Origin of the sequence: Catenulispora subtropica (genome assembly GCF_039531675.1) — a bacterium.
In the GTDB taxonomy this organism is placed as follows: Bacteria; Actinomycetota; Actinomycetes; order Streptomycetales; family Catenulisporaceae; genus Catenulispora; species Catenulispora subtropica.
Genome location: NZ_BAAAQM010000040.1, coordinates 26,715 through 44,419, shown reverse-complemented (window position 1 = coordinate 44,419; position 17,705 = coordinate 26,715). Strand labels below are relative to the sequence as shown.

General features: G+C 69.7%; 10 protein-coding genes. 6 read left to right on the top strand and 4 right to left on the bottom strand.

Annotated elements, in window-relative coordinates; genetic code table 11:
* Positions 1–39: 39 nt before the first annotated feature.
* Entirely contained in the window at positions 40–1,050 is a 1,011-nt protein-coding gene (locus tag ABD466_RS29165) for a LacI family DNA-binding transcriptional regulator (protein WP_344660449.1), read from the bottom strand.
* A 268-nt stretch (positions 1,051–1,318) separates the two neighbouring features.
* Between ABD466_RS29165 and ABD466_RS29160 the strand changes: the two genes are divergently transcribed.
* The 5 genes from ABD466_RS29160 to ABD466_RS29140 all read left to right on the top strand — a co-directional run bounded on the left by ABD466_RS29160 (position 1,319) and on the right by ABD466_RS29140 (position 8,838).
* Positions 1,319–2,317: an ROK family protein gene (locus ABD466_RS29160; RefSeq protein WP_344660404.1), complete on the top strand. Its 999-nt coding sequence runs from the start codon at positions 1,319–1,321 to the stop codon at positions 2,315–2,317.
* A 717-nt stretch (positions 2,318–3,034) separates the two neighbouring features.
* Positions 3,035–4,366 (top strand): ABC transporter substrate-binding protein, encoded by a 1,332-nt coding sequence (locus ABD466_RS29155; RefSeq protein WP_344660403.1) that lies wholly within the window; start codon positions 3,035–3,037, stop codon positions 4,364–4,366.
* A gap of 103 nt (positions 4,367–4,469) precedes the next feature.
* Positions 4,470–5,435, top strand: a complete 966-nt coding sequence (locus ABD466_RS29150; protein ID WP_344660402.1) for a carbohydrate ABC transporter permease — start codon at positions 4,470–4,472, stop codon at positions 5,433–5,435.
* Complete coding sequence (locus tag ABD466_RS29145; protein ID WP_425558771.1) at positions 5,432–6,343, top strand: carbohydrate ABC transporter permease; 912 nt, start codon at positions 5,432–5,434, stop codon at positions 6,341–6,343. The genes ABD466_RS29150 and ABD466_RS29145 overlap by 4 nt, the downstream gene beginning before the upstream one ends.
* A gap of 50 nt (positions 6,344–6,393) precedes the next feature.
* Positions 6,394–8,838 (top strand): glycoside hydrolase family 2 protein, encoded by a 2,445-nt coding sequence (locus tag ABD466_RS29140; protein WP_344660401.1) that lies wholly within the window; start codon positions 6,394–6,396, stop codon positions 8,836–8,838.
* Positions 8,839–8,968: 130 nt separating this feature from the next.
* Here ABD466_RS29140 and ABD466_RS29135 read toward each other — a convergent pair whose 3' ends face one another.
* The 3 genes from ABD466_RS29135 to ABD466_RS29120 form a co-directional block, all read right to left on the bottom strand.
* A complete protein-coding gene (locus ABD466_RS29135; protein WP_344660400.1) occupies positions 8,969–10,606 on the bottom strand; it encodes a cellulose binding domain-containing protein in 1,638 nt (545 codons plus the stop codon).
* A 2,547-nt stretch (positions 10,607–13,153) separates the two neighbouring features.
* The gene (locus tag ABD466_RS29125) at positions 13,154–13,852 is read right to left on the bottom strand and encodes a response regulator (RefSeq protein ID WP_344660398.1); all 699 of its coding nucleotides are present in this window, start codon (positions 13,850–13,852) and stop codon (positions 13,154–13,156) included.
* Positions 13,849–15,063, bottom strand: coding sequence for a sensor histidine kinase (locus ABD466_RS29120; protein ID WP_344660397.1), 1,215 nt, complete (start codon positions 15,061–15,063; stop codon positions 13,849–13,851). The genes ABD466_RS29125 and ABD466_RS29120 overlap by 4 nt, the downstream gene beginning before the upstream one ends.
* A gap of 203 nt (positions 15,064–15,266) precedes the next feature.
* Here ABD466_RS29120 and ABD466_RS29115 point away from each other — a divergent pair, with 203 nt between their 5' ends.
* On the top strand, positions 15,267–17,447 hold the full coding sequence (locus tag ABD466_RS29115; protein WP_344660396.1) for an MMPL family transporter: 2,181 nt from the start codon (positions 15,267–15,269) through the stop codon (positions 17,445–17,447).
* The last annotated feature ends 258 nt before the right edge of the window (positions 17,448–17,705 follow it).

Sequence of the window (17,705 nt, the reverse complement as noted above, 5' to 3'; positions counted from 1 at the left end):
TCGCCCTGGAGAAGCGCCCGGCAGGTCACCGGCGGCAGGTCACCGGCCGACAGTCTTCGGGCGCGCGGTGCTGCCGCGGGGGATCAGGTGGGCGGGTTCGTCTTCCAGGGAATCGGCCGGTTCGCCGTTGACGATGTCGAGGAGCATGCGGGCGGCGTGGCCGCCGTAGGCGGGGATGTCGCGGGACATCGCGGTCAGGGCGGGGCGGACCAGCTGGCTCAGGACCGAGTCGTCCCAGGCGACGATGGAGAGGTCTTCGGGGACGGAGAAGCCCATCTCGCCCGCGACGGCCAGGCCCGCGATGGCCATGACGTCGTTGTCGTAGAGGATCGCTGTGGGGCGGTTGCGGGTCATGAGGAGGCGGCGGGTGGCGCGGGCGCTGTCTTCGCCGGAGTAGTCGGTCGGGACGGTGACCGCCGGTTCGAGGTCGAGTCGCCGGCACACGGCGTCGAAGGCTTCGGTGCGGACCGCGGTGTGGAGGAGTTCGGGCATGCCGCTCACGCGGGCGATGCCGCGGTGGCCGAGGGCGGCCAGGTACTCGACGGCTTCCTCGATCGCCGAGGCGTCGCTGGACCAGACGCTCGGCAGGCTGCCGGAGCCCTCGCTCGCGCCGATCACGACCGCGGCCAGGCCGAGTTCCTCCAGCACGGGGATCCGGGGGTCGTCCAGGCGCAGATCGCAGACCAGGACGCCGTCCACGCGCCGCTCGCTCCACCAGCGCTTGTAGACCGCGATCTCGGCGTCCTGGTCGGCGACGACCTGCAGGGTCAGCGCGTAGGAGCGGGAGGCCAGCTCCGCCTCCACTCCGCTGATCAGCTCCATGAAGAAGGGCTCGGCGCCCAGAGTGCGGGCCGGCCTGCGCAGGGCCATGCCGATGGTGTGGGTCGGGGCTCCGGACAGGGCGCGGGCGGCGGAGTTCGGGTTCCAGCCGATCTCCTCGGCGATGGCCATGATCCGCTGCCGGGTGGCGTCGGAGACACCGCTCTGCCCGTTCAGGGCGTAGGAGACCGCCACCTTCGACACTCCCGCGCGTCGCGCGATGTCCGCCATCGTGGGTCGCTTCACCGGCGCTCCTCCCCACTCCCTCGACTGGTGCCGCGATTGGCCTCATCCGGTTAAGCGGGAACCTGGCCGACGCGGTCCACGGCAGGCATGGGACACCATACCCGGTCCTCACCACGGCCGAGCAAGGTATGTACTCGACTCTATCCCAGGTGGTGGGACAGGCCGAAGCTTCGGGCGCCGGCTGTTGACACCGGTCGGGGGCCTGCCTAGGGTCGAGCTTGCTTACCCGGTTCAGTGACGTGAGGAGTGTGCGGTGAGTCGGTCTGCTTCCCCTGGTGCCGCCGCCTTCCGCCGCTTCGGGGCGGTAGGCGGCGGCACCAGGCCGGTGCTGGCGGTCGACGTGGGCGGGACCAAGATCGCGGCCGCGCTGGTCGCGGAGGACGGCCGGATCCTGCGCGGGTCCTCCGTGCCGACCCCCGGCGGCCGGGACGCGGACCTGGTCGCCGACGCTGTCGTGCGCGCGGTCGCCGACCTGGACGCCGCCGGCGGTGTCGCCGCGGTCGGGATCGGATCGGCGGGCCCGCTGGACGTGGTCGCCGGCACCGTCAGCCCGGTGAACATCCCGGCCTGGCGGGGCTACCCGATCGTCGCGACGCTCCGAGCAGCGGTTCCCGGCGTCCCGGTGGCGCTCGCGGGCGACGGCCAGTGCATGGCGCTGGGGGAGTACTGGCGAGGCGAGGGGGAGGTCCGCGCACTGCTCGGCATGGTCGTCTCCACCGGTGTCGGTGGCGGCGTCGTCCTGGACGGACGTGTCCAGACCGGCCCGACGGGCAGCGCCGGACACATCGGCCACATCACCGTGGACCCCGACGGGCCGCGCTGCCCGTGTGGGGGCCGGGGCTGTGTCGAGGTCTACGCGAGTGGACCGTCCATGGTCCGGTGGGCCCGCGAGCAGGGGTGGACGCCCGGATCCGGCGCGGACGGCGCCGGCCTGGCCACCGACGCCCGCGCCGGCGACCCGGTGGCCCGCGCGGCCTTCGAGCGCGGTGCCCGGGCGGTCGCCGCGGCCATCGTCTGCGCGGCGGCGCTGGTCGAACTCGACGAGGTGGTGCTCGGCGGCGGCGTCGTCAACGGTGCCGCCGACCTGCTGCTGGATCCGATCCGCGCCGGGATGGCCGCGATCGCCGGACTGGAGTTCATCCGGCGGGTCCGGGTCCGGGCCAGCACGCTGGGTGCCGAGGCCGGTCTGCTCGGCGCGGCCGCGCTCGGACTGGAGGCCGCGACGCGGGAGCACCACGCCGTCGTCGCGTGACCGCCGGGCCCCGGACGGATTGAGGGGTTCGTCCGGGGCCCGGCGAGCGGGGCCGCGTCCGACGGCGGACGCGGCCCCGCAAGCGGTGGAACGCGGATCCGCCGGACCGCACGCCGTTCAGGTCGACGCCGGTTGTTCGGGCTTGGGACGGCGCGCGGGCCAGTCCTGCTGCGGTCGCGCACGCCAAAAGGCGCCATCGTTGCGGGGAGGCTCCCGAAGGGCGACGGGGCGATCTACTCCGGCCCCGAGCCGGGTCCGGCGGTCGGCCGGGGCTCGAGGACAGTGGGTGAATCGGGTAAGCGGCCTCACTGTAGGGACGTGGTTCCTGCCTGTCAACGACGCAAGCCCGCCTGACACATGCGCGGGTCGATGCCCTCCGGCCTTCTTGGCGTCCCGGGCTGCCTGAACGAGTTCAGTGCGTTCACTTCTCGGTCCACCGCGGCGTCCGCCAGGTGCACGGCCTTCCTCGATCTTTGCGCCTGATCCGCCTCCTGTTACCTTCGAGGCAGATGAGGGCGTCGGAGGTTCCGGCTACGCGGTCCCGCTGGTTTCCGGGGCGTAACGAAACCGTATCGGCGCTTCACGGGGGCATTGACCGACTCCGGGCCGGACCCTAATCTACCGAGAGCCATCAACTTAACCGGGTAACTGAACGCGGGGTTGCTGGCACGTTTCGTTTCCCTGTGAGGTCCATCCCCGAGGCGGGAGAGAACGACGATGAACACCAAGCGATGGACGGGCATGCTGGCGGCGGGGCTGGTCCTCGCGGCGGCCGGCTGCTCGAACGCGACGAGCCACTCGCCGTCCGGCGGCTCCGGCGGCGCGGCCGCGGCACCGGCGGACCCGGCCAAGGTCAGCGGCACCATCACCGTGCTGACCAACCGCACGGACCTGGTCAAGGACGGCACGCTCAAGAAGTACGCGGACCAGTTCAACCAGGTCTACCCGAACGTGACGGTCAAGTTCGAGGGGCACACGGACTACGAGGGCGACGTCAAGATCCGCATGAGCTCGTCGGACTACGGCGACGTCCTGCTGATCCCCAACGCGCTGGGCCAGGCCGAGTACCCCCGGTTCTTCGCCGACCTGGGCTCGGCCACCGCGCTGGGGCAGAAGTACCGCTTCGTCTCCAAGGCCACGGTGAACGGCGAGGTCTACGGCCTGGCGCAGAACGGCAACGCCGTCGGCTTCGTCTACAACAAGGCGGTGTGGGCCAAGGCCGGGATCACCGACTGGCCGAAGAGCCCCGACGAGTTCCTGGCCGACCTGGGCCAGATCAAGGCCAAGACCGGCGCCATTCCGTACTACACGAACTACAAGGACGGCTGGCCGATCACCAAGTGGCAGGACGCGCTCGGTGCCGCCTCGTGCGATGTCGACGCCGGCGACGCTCTGGCGTCCAGCCAGGCGCCGTGGGCGGCCGGCACCGAACTGAACACCATCGACACGCTGATGTACGACGTGGTCAAGCGCGGCTACTCCGAGGCCGACCCGACCACCACCAACTGGGAGAAGAGCAAGTCCCTGCTCGGCACCGGCCAGATCGGCACGATGTGGCTGGGTTCCTGGGCCGTCTCGCAGATGCAGGCCGCGGCCACGGCCGCCGGCGGGAAGGCGGACGACATCGGCTTCATGCCGTTCCCCGCCCAGCCCAACGGCAAGTTCTGCACGGTGGCCGGCCCGGACTACCAGCTCGCGGTCAGCATCCACTCCGCGCACAAGGACGCCGCCCGGGCCTGGGTCGACTGGTTCGTGGACAAGTCCACCTACGCCCAGGACCAGGGTGACGTCCCGACCCTGAAGTCCGCGGCCCTCCCCGCCGCGCTCCAGCCGTTCCAGAACGCCGGAGTCAACATGATCGAGTTGTCGCAGGCGAAGACCGCCACGGTGAACACCATCGACGACGCCTCCGAGATCGGCCTGACGAAGCCGGACTACCGGCAGCACATCATCGACCTGGCCCGCGGAGCGGCCTCGGGCTCGCTGGAGTCCGACTTCGCCGACCTGAACAAGAAGTGGAGCGAAGCGGTGAAGACCGCGGGCTCCTGACCGGCACCACGCAGCCCGCGCGGCGGACGGCGCGACCGGCGCCGTCCGTCCGCGGGACACCTGTGCAGCACCCCAGCAAAGTCGACGGGACAAGAGGACGATCATGATCGATGAGCGCAGTGCCGCCCCGGCCGCGGGTCGCCGGCCGCGGTACGGCCCGACCCGCCGGACGGGCCCGACCGGGAACCGCCGCCGGTGGACCGCCTCGGTGGTCCCGCGGCTGACGCCCTGGCTGTTCCTGGCCGTCCCGTTGGCCTTCCTGATCACCTTCACCTTCGTCCCGGTGGTGAACCTGGTCTACTACAGCTTCACGAACTGGGACGGCTTCGGCCCCGACAAGCAGTGGGTCGGAACGAAGAACTACACGGAGCTGTTCGAGCGGCCGGAGTTGTTCCACGTCTTCTACGTCAGCCTGTACTACATGGCCGCCTCGCTGGTGCAGATGGCGCTGGCGCTGTACTTCGCGACGATCCTCAGCTTCAGCACGAGGTTCAGGAACCTCTTCAAGGGGATCCTGTTCTTCCCCTACCTCATCAACGGCGTCGCGATCGGCTTCGTCTTCCTCTACTTCTTCCAGCCCGACGGAGTCCTGGACCATGTGGTGCAGGCCTTCGGTTCGCACGGCAGACACCTGTGGCTCGGCGATCCGAAGCTGGCGAACTGGTCGCTGGCGTCGGTGTCGGTGTGGCGCTACATGGGCCTGAACTTCGTGCTCTTCCTCGGGGCGATCCAGTCCATACCCGGCGAGCTGTACGAGGCCGCCGAGCTGGACGGCGCGAACCGCTGGCACCAGTTCCGGCATCTGATCGTGCCCGGGATCCGCCCGATCCTCGGGCTGAGCCTGATTCTGGCGATCTCCGGTTCGCTGGCGGTGTTCGAGATCCCGTTCATCATGACCGGCGGCGCCGGTGACACGAAGACCTTCGTGATCCAGACCATCAAACTCGCCTTCAACTTCAACAAGGTCGGACTCGCGTCGGCCTCAGCGGTGGTCCTGCTGGTGCTCATCCTGATCATCACCTGGATCCAGCGTGCCCTCCTCCCGAGCGACAAGGTCGACCTGGTATGAGCCTGTCCACGCATCGTGTCCGTCCCGCCGTGTCCCGGCACGGCACCACTGTCGGCGCGCGCGGCCCGCGCCGTCGTCGCAGCCGCCTGGGCCTGGCGCTGAGCACGGGCAAGTACGCCTCGCTGATCGCTGCCAGCGTGCTGATGCTGCTGCCGCTGGTCGCGATTCTGTTCACGTCGTTGAAGACGGACAAGGAAGTCGCCACCGGCAGCCCGTTGTCGTTGCCGCACAACCCGCTCAATCTCAAGAACTTCGGAACCGCCTTCTCCGACGGGCACATGCTGCAGGCGCTGTTCAACACCGCCTTCATCTTGGTGTTCTCCGTGGCCGGGACGGTCCTGATCGGCTCGATGGCCGCCTACGCCATCGACCGTTTCCAGTTCCGGCTCAAGAAGGCCGTGGTGGTGATGTTCCTGGTCGCCACCCTGGTGCCCAGCGTCACCACCCAGGTCGCGACGTTCCAGGTGGTCAACAACCTGGGGCTGTTCGACACGCGGTGGGCGCCGGTCGCCTTGTTCATGGGCACCGACATCATCGCGATCTACATCTTCCTGCAGTTCATCCGCGGCATCCCGACCTCGCTGGACGAGGCGGCCCGGCTCGACGGAGCCTCGTCGCTGCGGATCTACTGGACGGTGATCCTGCCGCTGCTGCGGCCCGCGATCGCCACGGTCGTGATCGTCAAGGGCGTCGCCGTCTACAACGACTTCTACACGCCGTTCCTCTACATGCCCTCGGAGAACATGGGCACGATCTCGACGTCGCTGTTCCGGTTCAAGGGCCCGTTCGGGGCGCACTGGGAGGACATCTCGGCCGGCGCGGTTCTGGTCATCGTCCCGACGCTCCTGATCTTCTTGTTCCTCCAGCGCTTCATCTACAACGGCTTCACCTCCGGCGCCACCAAGTGACGCCCGCGAATCAGCCGACAGATACAGATCAATGGAAGGTTCGAGCTCTCATGCACGTCACCACGCCCGCCGGGTGGACCGTTCGCGCCGTCGGCGGTGACGCGCCACCGCACCTCGCCGCGCGACGCGTGCCGGCGACCGTGCCCGGGTGCGTCCACCTGGATCTGCTGGCCGCGGACCTGATTCCGGACCCGTACCTCGACGCGAACGAGGCCCTCCTGCACTGGATCGGGCGCACCGACTGGCGCTATGAGGCGGAGTTCCACGTCGACGGCGAGGTCGCCGGTGAACTCGACCTGGTCGCGCACGGACTGGACACTGTCGCGGAGATCGAGGTCAACGGGCGTGTGGTCGCGGCTACGCGCAACATGCACCGGTCGTACCGGATCCCCGTGGCCGGCGTCGTGCGGCCGGGCCGGAACGAACTGGCCGTCACCTTCGCCGCGCCGGTGCCGGCCGCCGAGCGGTTCAGCGCCGAACTCGGTGAGCTGCCACAGGTCAACACCCACCCGTTCAACGCGATCCGGAAGATGGCGTGCAGCTATGGCTGGGACTGGGGACCGGATGTGGCGACGTCGGGGATCTGGCGGCCGCTGGAGCTGGAGGCGTGGAACGGGGCACGGATCGCCGCGGTCCGGCCGCTGGTTGCCGTCGACGGGAACGTGGGGACGCTGACCGTCCACGTCGACGTCCAGCGCGCATCGGGCTCGGACTCCGAGCTGACCGTCCTGGCCGAGGCCGCCGGGGTCTCACTTCCGGTAACGATTCCGGCGGGGGAGACGTCGGCGGTGGTGAAGCTGCGGGTACCGGACGTCCGCCTGTGGTGGCCGGTCGGCTATGGAGAGCAGCCGCTGTACGACGTGGAGGTGACCTTGTCCGATGCCGCGCAGAGTCTTGATACGTGGGCCGGGCGCGTCGGGTTCCGCACCGTCGCGCTGGACGTCGAGCCCGATGCCGACGGCACGCCGTTCACGCTGTCGGTCAACGGCCGGCCGGTCTTCGCGCGCGGTGTGAACTGGATCCCGGACGACGCGTTCCCGTCGCGGATCACGCGCGCCCGCCTGGCCGAGCGCTTGACGCAGGCCCGAGACGCCAACGTCAACCTGGTCCGGATCTGGGGCGGCGGCATCTATGAGAGCGAGGACTTCTACGACCTCTGCGACCGACTGGGACTGCTGGTCTGGCAGGACTTCCTGTTCGCGTGCGGCGGCTATGCCGAGGAGGAGCCGCTGCGCGGTGAGGTGATCGCCGAGGCGCGGGAGGCCGTCACCCGACTGACGCCGCATCCGAGCCTGATCCTGTGGAACGGCTGCAACGAGAACATCTGGGGCTACGAGGACTGGGACTGGAAACCGCTGATCGGCGACCGGACCTGGGGCTGGGGCTACTACACCGAGATCCTGCCGGCGATCGTCGCCGAGTTGGACCCGACCCGGCCCTACAGCGCGGGCAGCCCGTACTCCTTCACCCCGGGTGTGCACCCCAACGACCCCGCGCACGGGACCATGCACATCTGGGAGGTGTGGAACCGCGAGGACTACACGACCTACCGCGACTATCGTCCGCGCTTCGTCTCCGAGTTCGGCTTCCAGGGCCCGCCTACGTGGGCGACCCTGACGCGGGCCATCCACGACGAACCGCGCCGTCCCGACTCCCCGGCGATGCTGGTTCACCAGAAGGCCGAGGACGGCAACGGCAAGCTGGAGCGCGGCCTGGCCCCGCACCTGCCGCGGCCGCGGACGTTCGAGGACTGGCACTGGGCGACCTCCCTGAACCAGGCTCGTGCCATCTCCCTCGGGATCGACCACTTCCGCTCCCTCGGCGCCCTGTGCAGCGGCACAGTGCTGTGGCAGCTCAACGACATGTGGCCGGTGACGTCCTGGGCCGCGATCGACGGCGACGGACGTCGCAAACCCCTGTGGTACGCCATGCGGCGCAGCTTCGCCGATCGCCTGCTGACGTTCCAGCCACGCGCCGGAGGGTTGGCGTTGGTGGCGGTGAATGACAGTGACGAGGCGTGGACGGGCGGGGTCATGGTGACACGCCGGGGTTTCGACGGGTCGGTGCTGGACTCGGCGGCGCTGAGTATGAATGTCGCGGCTCGTTCGACCGTCGAGCTGCCGATACCCCACGACGTCGCCGTGGCCGGCGAGGTCCGTGATGAGTTGCTGGTCGCGGAGGGTGGGGGAGAAGAGGCGTTCTGGTTCTACGCGGAGGACGTCGAGTCTCGGCTGCCGGCGGCCGATCTCGCGGTGAAGGCCGAGGCGGTCGCCGGCGGGTATCAGGTCACCGTCACGGCGGGAGCGGTTGTCGTCCGCGACCTCGCCGTTCTCGCTGACCGCGTCGCGCCGGACGCGGTCGTGGACGACATGCTTCTCACCCTGCTACCAGGCCGGACGGCCGTCTTCACGATCGCGACGGCTGCGGAGGTGGACCCGGAGGCCTTCGCGTCCCCCTTGGTGCTGAGGAGCGCGAACCAGCTGCTTTCCTCCTGATCTCTTATTACATAGCAGGCTCGCCCCGGCCGGTATCCGGTCCGGGGCGAGCTTTTGGTGTTCCAGGCTGGCATTGTGGTGGAAGCCGGTGCCGCGCTCTGCGTCAGCGCGGCACCGGCGCGGAAGGGGATTACTGCGAACAGACCATCCCGTTGAGCGTGAACGTCGCCGGGACACCGTTCGTGCCGGGGGTCGAGGTGGCGCTGAAGCCGAAGTTCAGACTGCCGCCGGCCGGGATGGTGATGTCGTAGGAGGCGGGGTTGACCGCCGTGACCTGCTGGCCGTTCTGTGTGGTCACCGCGTTCCAGGCGTTGGTGATGGTCTGCGGGCCGGGGAAGGCGAACTTCAGGGTCCAGCCGTTGATCGCCGTGGCGCCGGTGTTGTACATCGTGACGCTGCCGTTGAAGGTCGTGCCCCAGTCGCTGAGCTGGTAGGCGACGCGGCAGGAGCCGGACGGCGGTGTCGAGGGCGTGGTCGACGGGGTGGTGCTCGGCGTGGTCGACGGGGTCGTCGAGGGCGTGGTGGAAGGCGTGGTGGAAGGCGTCGTGGAAGGCGTGGTCGAAGGCGTCGTGGACGGCGTCGTCGTGGGTCCGCCGCTCCCGCTCTTCGCCTTGTCCGCGTTCGAGTGCGCGGTGAAGGTGGCCAGCACGGGGTCACCGTGCAGCACGCCGTACGTCCCGTCCTTGCTGCTGTTCTCGTACCACCAGAAGGCGTCGGCGTCGCCGCCGTCGGTCTCGATGGTGCTGTAGATCGCCGGCCAGTACGTGCTTCTGGTGCTGCTGCTGGTGTTGAACTCGCCGAGGAACATCGGCTTGCCGGCGGAATTGTGAGCGTCGGTGATGTACTTCGCGATCAGGCTCTGGGTCGCCGAGACCGACAGGTTCGCCCAGGACTCGGTGGGATAGACGTGCGCCGAGCAGAAGTCGATGTACGGCGACTGGCACTCGTAGACGTACGGCACGCCGTTGTCGGAGCCGTAGCCGTAGGACGTGCCCTGGCCCTCGATCCCGTTGTCGACCATGTGGTTGCCGTCGATGCTCTTGATGTGCGCGCCGACCGCGTCCTCCCACTGCCGGAACACGGTTCCGGTGGTGTCGTCGTTCGGGGTCTGGTTCTGGTGCCGGGGCTCGTTCATCAATTCCCACGAGAAGATCGTGGGATCGTTCTTGTACGCCACGCCGGTGTAGTGGTTCACGCGGTTGAGCGCGTAGTCGACCTCGTACTCGTAGTCGGCCAGGCAGCCGGCGCATTTGCTCGCGTCGAAGAACTGGCCGTTCGCGGGATCGCCGCTGGACAGACCCTCCCAGTTGAGCAGCTGCCCGATGCCGCCATACGCCGACCAGTAGTTCTCGATCGTCGGTATGACGCGCAGCCCGTGCTGGGCCGCCGAGTACAGGATGTAGTCGAACTCCGACCACTCCTGCTCGTTCATCTGGCCCTTCGACGGCTCGAAGCCGTGCCAGGACTCGTGCGAGAACATCCATGTGCGCACCACGGTCACCCCGTCGGCGGCCATGTTCGCCATCTGCGCGTCGATCCCGGCCTTGTCCATGTACTGCGTCTCGGTGTCACCCGAACCGCTGCCGTATGTGAACAAGTCGTAGGAGTTCGCACCGGCGAAGTACACCGTCTGCCCGTTCACGCAGAAATGGATCCCGCACCGCTGGACGAAGCCGGGGCCGGCCGCCTTCGCCCGCGGCGCCACCGCGGCGAACCAGGCGGTCGCGACGAGCAGGGCGGCTGCCAGCGCGGCCAGCGATCCGGTCACGGATCTGGAACGTACTCTCATCGAACTCTCCTGCGTCGGAGGTGATGAACAGTTAAGTAAATGGTGCTCATATCTGCGTCGGCCGTGCGCTGAAGCAGGTGAGGCTTCAACTTAACCGCTCATAGTGTCGAGGGGAAGTTAGCGGCATGTTTCCCCTCCGTCAAGGCTTCTCGCCCGTGGTCGGGGGGCCTGCGGCGGAGGGGGCTCGTCGGGAATCCGTCCGGCGAGCCGGGCTCACCAGCGGCCGAGGCGGTCGGCCCTGGTTCGGCACCCGCAGGTCACGCCGGTCTTTCGGGCAGGCCGAATTCCGCCCAGATGGTCTTGCCGACGGCACGGTGGCGGGTGCCCCAACGTTGCGCGAGTTGTGCCACGAGCAGCAGGCCGCGCCCGCCTTCGTCGAAGATCTGGGCCCGCCGGAGGTGCGGCGAGGTGTTGCTGCCGTCCGAGACCTCGCACAAGAGCGCCGTACCGCGGATCAGGCGCAGCTGGACGGGTGGCGCACCGTGGCGGATGGCGTTGGTGACCAGCTCGCTGACGACCAGCTCGACGGTGAAGGCGACCTCCTGCATTCCCCAGTCGGCCAGTTGACGGCCGGCCCAGGCGCGCGTCGCGGCCACGATGGCGGGGTCGCAAGGCACGTCCCACGTCGCGACATGGTGCGCGTCGAGGACGCGGGTGCGGGCGATGAGCAGGGCGACGTCGTCCGAGGGGGCGGCGGGCAGGAGGGCGTGCAGGACCGCCTGGCAGGTGTCCTCCAGCGTGGCGGGGGGCCGTTCGAGACTTCGGCGGAAGTCGGATCGTAGCCATGTCGTTCTGTGAGCCAAGGAGTTGGATGATCCTTTTGTCTTCCTAAGACCGCTTGGCCCCCGACTTCGGGTCACGGCTTCGAAGGGCAGGCCGCCGACGCCCAGCGGCGGGCCGGGGTCGACGTCGACGAGCTCGACGGTGCCGCCGGGCGTGACCACGAACGGGGGGAGGTGGCCCGCGCTGGCGACGGTGCAGCAGCGCGCGATCGGGTCGTAGACGACGTACAGACAGGTGGCGACGTAGTCGGAGACGGTTTCCAGGTCCGGGCCGGCCACCGCATCGTCCGTGGCCGCGAGGTGGACGACCAGGTCGTCGAGGAGCGCCAGGAGCTCGTCGGGGGGGATGTCGACGTCGGACAGGGCGCGTACCGCGGTCCGCAGCCGGCCCATCGTGGCCGACGCCTGCAGACCATGGCCCACCACGTCGCCGACGACCAGCGCGACCCGCGCGCCGGACAACGGGATCACGTCGAACCAGTCGCCGCCGATGCCGGCCCGGGAGTCCGCGGGCAGATAGCGGGAGACGACCTCGACCGACTCCTGGCCCGGCAGCCGCTGCGGCAGCAGGCTCCGCTGCAGGGCCAGCGCCGTGGTGCGTTCGCGGGTGAAGCGGCGGGCGTTGTCCACGGCCACCGCGGCGCGTGCCGCGATCTCCTCGGCGAGCAGAAGGTCGTCGGCGCCGAAAGGATCCGGGTTCCGGTGCCGCACGAGCAGGGAGACGCCGAGGATGATGCCGCGGGCGCGCAGCGGCACGACCATGACCGAGTGGATGCTGTGGGCGTGGAGCACCTCCGCCCGCCGGGGATCCATGGCCTGCCACCTCGTGATCGCCGCGTCCGGGACGTTGTGCAGCGAGGACTGTCCGGTGGCCAGGCACTTGGCGGGCGGTGAGTACTCCGGGTACTGGTCGACGTCTCCCACGCGGATCAGCGACTCCGGAACCCCGGGCAGGACGGATGAATGCGCGGCGCGGCGCAAAGCCACCCCTTCGGCGGACGGCTTCGGCTCCACACCCCGGAACAGCGAGTCCAGCAGGTCGACGGTCACGAAGTCGGCCAGGCGGCCGACCATCATGTCGGCCATCTCCTGCGTCGTGGTGGACACGTCCAAGGTGGTGCCGACTCGTACGCTGACCTCGCTCAGCGCCGCGAGACGGTCCCGGGCCCGGTGCAGCTCGGTGACCTCCACCGCGGTGAGCTGCACCCGGTGGACCGCCTCGGCGGAGTCCCGCAAGGGGGACAGCGTGACGGACCACACCCGCTGCCCCTCACCCCTGCCGCCGTCCACCCATACATCCGACGTCTCCGCCTCGCCGGAGTCGAACACCCGCCGAATGCCCTGTTCCACCTCCGCGCCGGCGGGGCCGAGCAGCATGCCCACACCATGGCGGCCGCGGATCTCGTCCTCGGCGAGACCGGATTCCTTGGCCATACCGCTGCTCGCCAGCACTATCTGAAGCGTCCGGTCGAAGATGGCCACCGGCATCGGGCACTGCGTGAACGCCTCTTCGGCGGATCCGTCACCTCCCCGCCGATACGGCTGCTCTGCGGGCGCGGACACGGCAGATCTCCATCCACGTCGACGACCGAACCTGAGGGTCTCCTCTCATTGTCTATCGCCCTTTGCCCGCCCCCGCAGTTCGAAGCCGGGCCCGCCGGATCGCGTCCAGAGGCTCACGAGGGGATGACGTGGGCGTCGTGGCGACGTCCGATGTGCGGTGAGAGGGCGAGCCGAACCGTCGTCAGCGGAACGGGCCCTTCGGCGGCATCGGGTCGGGCGGTTCGACCAGGCGGTGTTGATAGGCCACCGCGACCAGCTGTGCCCGGTCTCGGGCTCCGAGTTTGACCATGGCCCGGCTGATGTGGGTTTTGGCCGTGGCCCGGCTGATGACCAGGGCGGCGGCGATCTCGTCGTTGCTCAGGCCGTGCGCCGCGAGCCCGGCGACCTCTCGTTCCCGCTCGGTGAGCTGGGCCAGCGCTTCGGAGTTGATCCGGCGGGCGGGAGTGCGGGCGACGAGCCGGGCGATCAGCCGGCGGGTCAGGCCCGGCGACAGCAGCGACTCGCCGCCCGCGACCACCCGGATGCCCTGTAGCAGCTGGCCGGGGTCGGTGTTCTTGATGAGGAAGCCGCCGGCGCCCGCGTCCAGTGCCTCGATGACGTATTCGTCGTGGTCGAACGTCGTGAGGATCAGCACGTGCACGCCGGCGAGCCCGGGATCCTCGGCGATCCGCCGGGTGGCGTCCAGCCCGTCGACCCCCGGCATGCGGATGTCCATGAGGACGACGTCGGGGCGGGTGTCCCGGGCCAGGTCGACCGCGGCGGCGCCGTCCGCGGCCTCACCCACCACGAGCATCCCCGGTTCGGCGTCGATGAGGGCCCGGAACCCGGCGCGGACCAGGGTCTCGTCGTCGGCGATGAGGACCCGGATCGGTTCTGTCACGTCTGTTCTCCAGTGGGGATCACGCACCGTACCTGGAACCCGCCGTCGGGGTGCGGGCCGGCGGTGAACCGGCCCGACAGTGCCAGGGCCCGCTCCCGCATGCCGGTCATGCCATGGCCGTCCCGGCCGCTGCTGCCGTCCCCGCCGCCGTCGTCGCGGCGTGCCGGGTCGGCGCCCTTCCCGTCGTCGCGGATCTGGATGACCAACTGCGCGGGTTCGTAGCAGAGGTCGAGCTGGACGGTGCGGGCGCGGGCATGGCGCACGACGTTGGTCAGCGCCTCCTGGATGATCCGGTAGGCGGCGAGATCGACGGCCGCGGGCAACGGCCGGGCGTCGTGGGGGACGGTCAGCGTGGGCTGGACGCCGGCCGCCCGGACCGGGGCCAACAGCGTGTCGAGCTGGTCGAGGCCGCTGCGCGGGGCCCGGGGCTGGTCGGGCTCGTCGTCGTCGGCGCGCAGGATGCCCAGGATGGTCTTGACGTCGGTCAGTCCCTGGTCGCTGATCTTCTTGATCGTGCTCAACGCCTCCACCGCCTGAGCGGGCCGGGTGCTGATGAGGTGGATGCCGACTCCGGCCTGCACGCTGATGCCGGCCATGGTGTGGCCGATGACGTCGTGCAGTTCGCGGGCGATGCGCAGGCGCTCCTCGACGACGCGCCGGCGGGACTGCTCCTCGCGGGCCTGGGTCTCGCGGGCGAGCTGAGCGCGGGTGGCGACCAGCAGCGCCCGGTTGTACCCGACCGCGGTGCCGGCCGCGCCGGCGGTGAAGGTCATCCACACGGCGTTGCCGCTGATCCCGGCCGGCACGGCGCCGTCGAAGGCCACGTGGATCGCCGCCAGCGCGGTGACCGCGGTCATCCCCGCGCCGGCCAGCCCCCAGCGCCACCCGTGCAGGGCCGCGAGGGTGTAACAGCCGATCAGCGGGATCAGCGGGATCAAAGGGCTGGGATAGTGGCCGGCGGCCCAGGCCAGGGCGGTCGCGTTGAGGACGGTCAGCGCCGACACCGGGTACCGGCGGCGCAGCATCACGGCACCGGCCGCCACGGCGACCAGCCCGACCGCCACGGCGTCCAGCGGGCGGGGGTCGTCGATCCACCGCGGTTTCACTCCGGCCGACAGCAGCACCCCCAAGGCCACGCCGAGGCCGAGAACGGCGTCGATACGACCCGGTGCGGCCTGGCGCACGGTGCTGACCATCTTTGGCGTCTGCATCGCGGGACATTCTGTCGTTCTCCGCCGGTCATACGCATCCGCTGCCGGAGGTGCTCCGACGTACCACCCTCGGTGCACCGGTCTACCGCGTGAGGCTGACGTACTCCGCCCGGATGAGCTGGGAAGCGCGCCCCCTGTGGGACGCGGGTGGTCCGCAGTCGACCCCACGATCAAGTCGTGACGAATGACTTGAGGAGAAGACGATGACAACCGAGGTTCCCCGCACGGACGGGGCTTTGGCGCGACTGGCCCGGTTCTGTCACCGGCGGCGCCGCTTGGTCCTGCCGGCCTGGATCGTCGGCGTCGTCGCCGTCGCGGTCGCCGGCTTCGGTTTCAGCGCCACCCCCGACAACGCCATGTCCGGCGGCGGTTCCGGGTCCGCCAAGGCGCAGGCGGTCATCGAGAAGCACTTCCCTGAACGGCAAGGGGACACCCTCACCCTCGCGATCAAGGCGGACGAGGGCATCGACGCCCCAGCCGCCCGGAGCAGGATCGAGAAGGTCCTCGCCGCTCTGGACGCCTCACCGGTCACCGGGCCGGTGACCTCGCCGTATCAGGACGCGAGCCTGGTGACCAAGGACCGCCGGATCGCCCGCACGATCGTTCCGCTGACCGTCGAGGACGTGAAGAAGGCTGACGTCAAGGTGCTGGTGGACACCGTCGAACAGGCCTCTGGAGACGGCGTGTCGCTCGGCCTCGGCGGGCAGCAGGCGGAGAAGGCGGAGACGCCCAAGCAGGGGCCGGGGGACAGCGTGGGCGTTCTGGCGGCCGCGGTGATCTTGTTCATCGCCTTCGGTTCGCTGGTGGCGATGGGCCTGCCGCTGGCGACCGCACTGCTGGCGATCCTCGGCGGCATCGCCCTGACGAAGCTGTCGGGGCACCTCGTGCCCGCACCGGACTTCACGGTGATCTTCGCCGCGCTGATCGGGCTCGGGGTCGGTATCGACTACGCGCTGTTCATCGTCACCCGCTACAAGGACGGCCTCCAGGCCGGCGGCGATCCCGAGAGCGCCACGGTCGAGGCCGTCGCCACCGCGGGCCGCGCGGTGCTGTTCGCCGGCACGACCGTGGTCATCGCGATGCTCGGTCTGATCACCATGGGGCAGAGGCTGATGACCGGGGTCGCCATCGGTGCCTCGGTGACCGTGGTGGTGACCATGATCGCGGCCGTGACCCTGTTGCCCGCCCTCCTGGGCTTCACCGGCTACACGATCAACTCGGTGCGGCTCCCGCGCCGCGTGTCGCGTCGGCACGGGTCCGCCGACGGCCCGGCGCCCGCACGCCGCACCCCCGCCGAGCGCTGGGCCGGTGCCGTGCAGCGCAGGCCGTTGCTCGCCGCGGTCCTCGCCGGCGCCGGCCTGCTGCTGCTGGCCGCCCCCGCGCTGTCGATGCGCCTCAGCTTGCCCGATGCCAGCGTGCAGCCCCACGATCGGAGCAGCTACACGTCCTACAAGATCCTTTCCGAGGGGTTCGGCCCCGGCTACGGCGCGCCCCTGATCTTCGCCACCGAGGCCGGTTCCCGGCAGGGGCTGGGCCCCGTCGTGCAAGCGGTGGCCGACACCGACGGCATCGCCTCCGTCACGCCGCCCCAGACCAGCGGCGATGGACAGGCCGCCACCTTCACCGCCTTCCCCGAGACCGGATTCCAGGACGAGGCCACCACCGACCTGGTCCACCACCTTCGCGACGACGTGCTGCCCAAGACGAACGTCGGTGGCGACGTCTTCATCGGCGGCCCGAACGCCGCCGCCGTCGACTACTCCCAGCAGACCGCCTCCCGCCTGCCCCTGATGATCACGGTCGTCATCGCGCTGTCACTGGTACTGCTGGTCGCGCTGGTCCGATCGGTCACCATCGCACTGCAGGCCGCCGTGATGAACCTGCTGTCGATCGGCGCCGCGTACGGCGTCCTGGTCGCGATCGTGCAGTGGGGCTGGCTCGGCTCCGCCCTCGGGTTCACCACCGCGATGCCGATCACGACCTGGGTCCCGCTGACGATGTTCCCAGTCCTGTTCGGCCTGTCGATGGACTACGAGGTCTTCTTGATTTCACGAGTCCGCGAAGAGTACGAGCGCACCGGCGACACCCGCGCCGCCGTCACCCGGGGGCTGGCACGAACCGCGAAGATCATCACCGCCGCGGCCGCCATCATGATCTCCGTCTTCACCACCTCCCTGCTCGGCCCCGACGTCTCGATCAAACAGGTCGGCCTGGGCATGGCCGTCGCCGTGCTCATCGACGCCACCGTCGTCCGGATGCTGCTCGTCCCGGCTGTGATGGAACTGTGCGGCCGGGCCAACTGGTGGATGCCCGGAGGCCGGGCGCGGAAGACGGCTCGAGCTGACCTGGCGGAAGTCGTGGAACTGGGTAAGGCCAAGGTCTGACGGCGGGCAATCTGTCAGTTGCAGACCGCTGAAGAGCCGTGAGTTCACGCCAGAGCAGGTACTTTGACAGCAGGTCAGGACCTTCTCCGTGACCTGCTGCCAAGGGAGGCGCGCGGCACGATGCTCTCCGAGGGGGCGACGGCGTCCTGGAACGGAGTGTCCGGGTCGTAGCGCGCAGCGTTTTTGGGGCAGCTGTGCTTGGAGGCCCCACGGTGAATGTCCCGCCGGTCGGCCGGGTGGCCGGTGTGTCGCCGGGCT

What these genes read in the sequence shown, in the direction of transcription:
- ABD466_RS29120 (WP_344660397.1), bottom strand. Translation starts at nt 15,063, where the DNA reads ATGCAGACGCCAAAGATGGTCAGCACCGTGCGCCAGGCCGCACCGGGT.
- ABD466_RS29165 (WP_344660449.1), bottom strand. Translation starts at nt 1,050, where the DNA reads ATGGCGGACATCGCGCGACGCGCGGGAGTGTCGAAGGTGGCGGTCTCC.
- ABD466_RS29115 (WP_344660396.1), top strand. Translation starts at nt 15,267, where the DNA reads ATGACAACCGAGGTTCCCCGCACGGACGGGGCTTTGGCGCGACTGGCC.
- ABD466_RS29140 (WP_344660401.1), top strand. Translation starts at nt 6,394, where the DNA reads ATGCACGTCACCACGCCCGCCGGGTGGACCGTTCGCGCCGTCGGCGGT.
- ABD466_RS29155 (WP_344660403.1), top strand. Translation starts at nt 3,035, where the DNA reads ATGAACACCAAGCGATGGACGGGCATGCTGGCGGCGGGGCTGGTCCTC.
- ABD466_RS29145 (WP_425558771.1), top strand. Translation starts at nt 5,432, where the DNA reads ATGAGCCTGTCCACGCATCGTGTCCGTCCCGCCGTGTCCCGGCACGGC.
- ABD466_RS29150 (WP_344660402.1), top strand. Translation starts at nt 4,470, where the DNA reads ATGATCGATGAGCGCAGTGCCGCCCCGGCCGCGGGTCGCCGGCCGCGG.